General features: G+C 34.6%; 1 protein-coding gene. It reads left to right on the top strand.

Features of this window, described 5'->3' with window-relative positions; all coding sequences use genetic code 11:
- On the top strand, positions 1-792 hold a 792-nt coding region (locus B3J44_RS13405; protein ID WP_286968879.1), incomplete at both ends, for a M1 family metallopeptidase.

Here is a 792-nt window from a genome sequence, read left to right on the forward strand (position 1 = left end):
GAATATGTACAAAAAACAGAACGCGAATTATTAGATGATAATCAAGAAAGTACCATTGCTCACGAACTTTTTCATCAATGGTTTGGAGATTACGTAACGGCTGAGTCTTGGTCAAACTTAACCATGAATGAATCGTTTGCCACTTTTGGAGAAGTTTTATGGCATGGTCATGATGCTGGACAAGATGGCGAAGACAGATCACGTTATGAAAAATTGCAGAATTATTTGCGCTCTCAAAAAAATGGTGATAGCCCTATTTTAGCACGTTTTCACTACAGAAACGCAGACGATATGTTTGACAATATCAGCTATTCTAAAGGTTCGATTATTTTATATGCCATGAAAAACCAAATGGGTGACGAAGCCTTTTTTAAAGGGTTAAATCATTATTTGACTACAAATGCTTATAAATCTGGCGAACCGCATCAGCTGCGTTTATCGATGGAAGAAGTGACTGGAAAAGACTGGTTGCCATATTTCGATCAGTGGTATTATAATGCCGGAAGTCCAATTCTGGATGTGACTTACAAATATGCAAATGGAAAAGTTACCATTACAATAAGTCAATCTCAAGATAGTTCGGTGCAAACCTTTACACTGCCTTTAAAAGTTGATTTTTACGTAAACGAAACTAAAATCAGAAAGGATATTTTAATAGATAAAAGACAACAAAGCTTCACTTTTGACATTCCTTCAAAACCTGAATTTATTGATTTAGATCCAGATAAAATCTTAGTTGGAGAAGTGAATGTCGATAAAAAAACGGCTACTGATTATCTTTTTCAATATAAA

Source organism: Flavobacterium sp. UBA4854 (assembly GCF_002399805.1).
GTDB lineage: Bacteria > Bacteroidota > Bacteroidia > Flavobacteriales > Flavobacteriaceae > Flavobacterium > Flavobacterium ginsengisoli.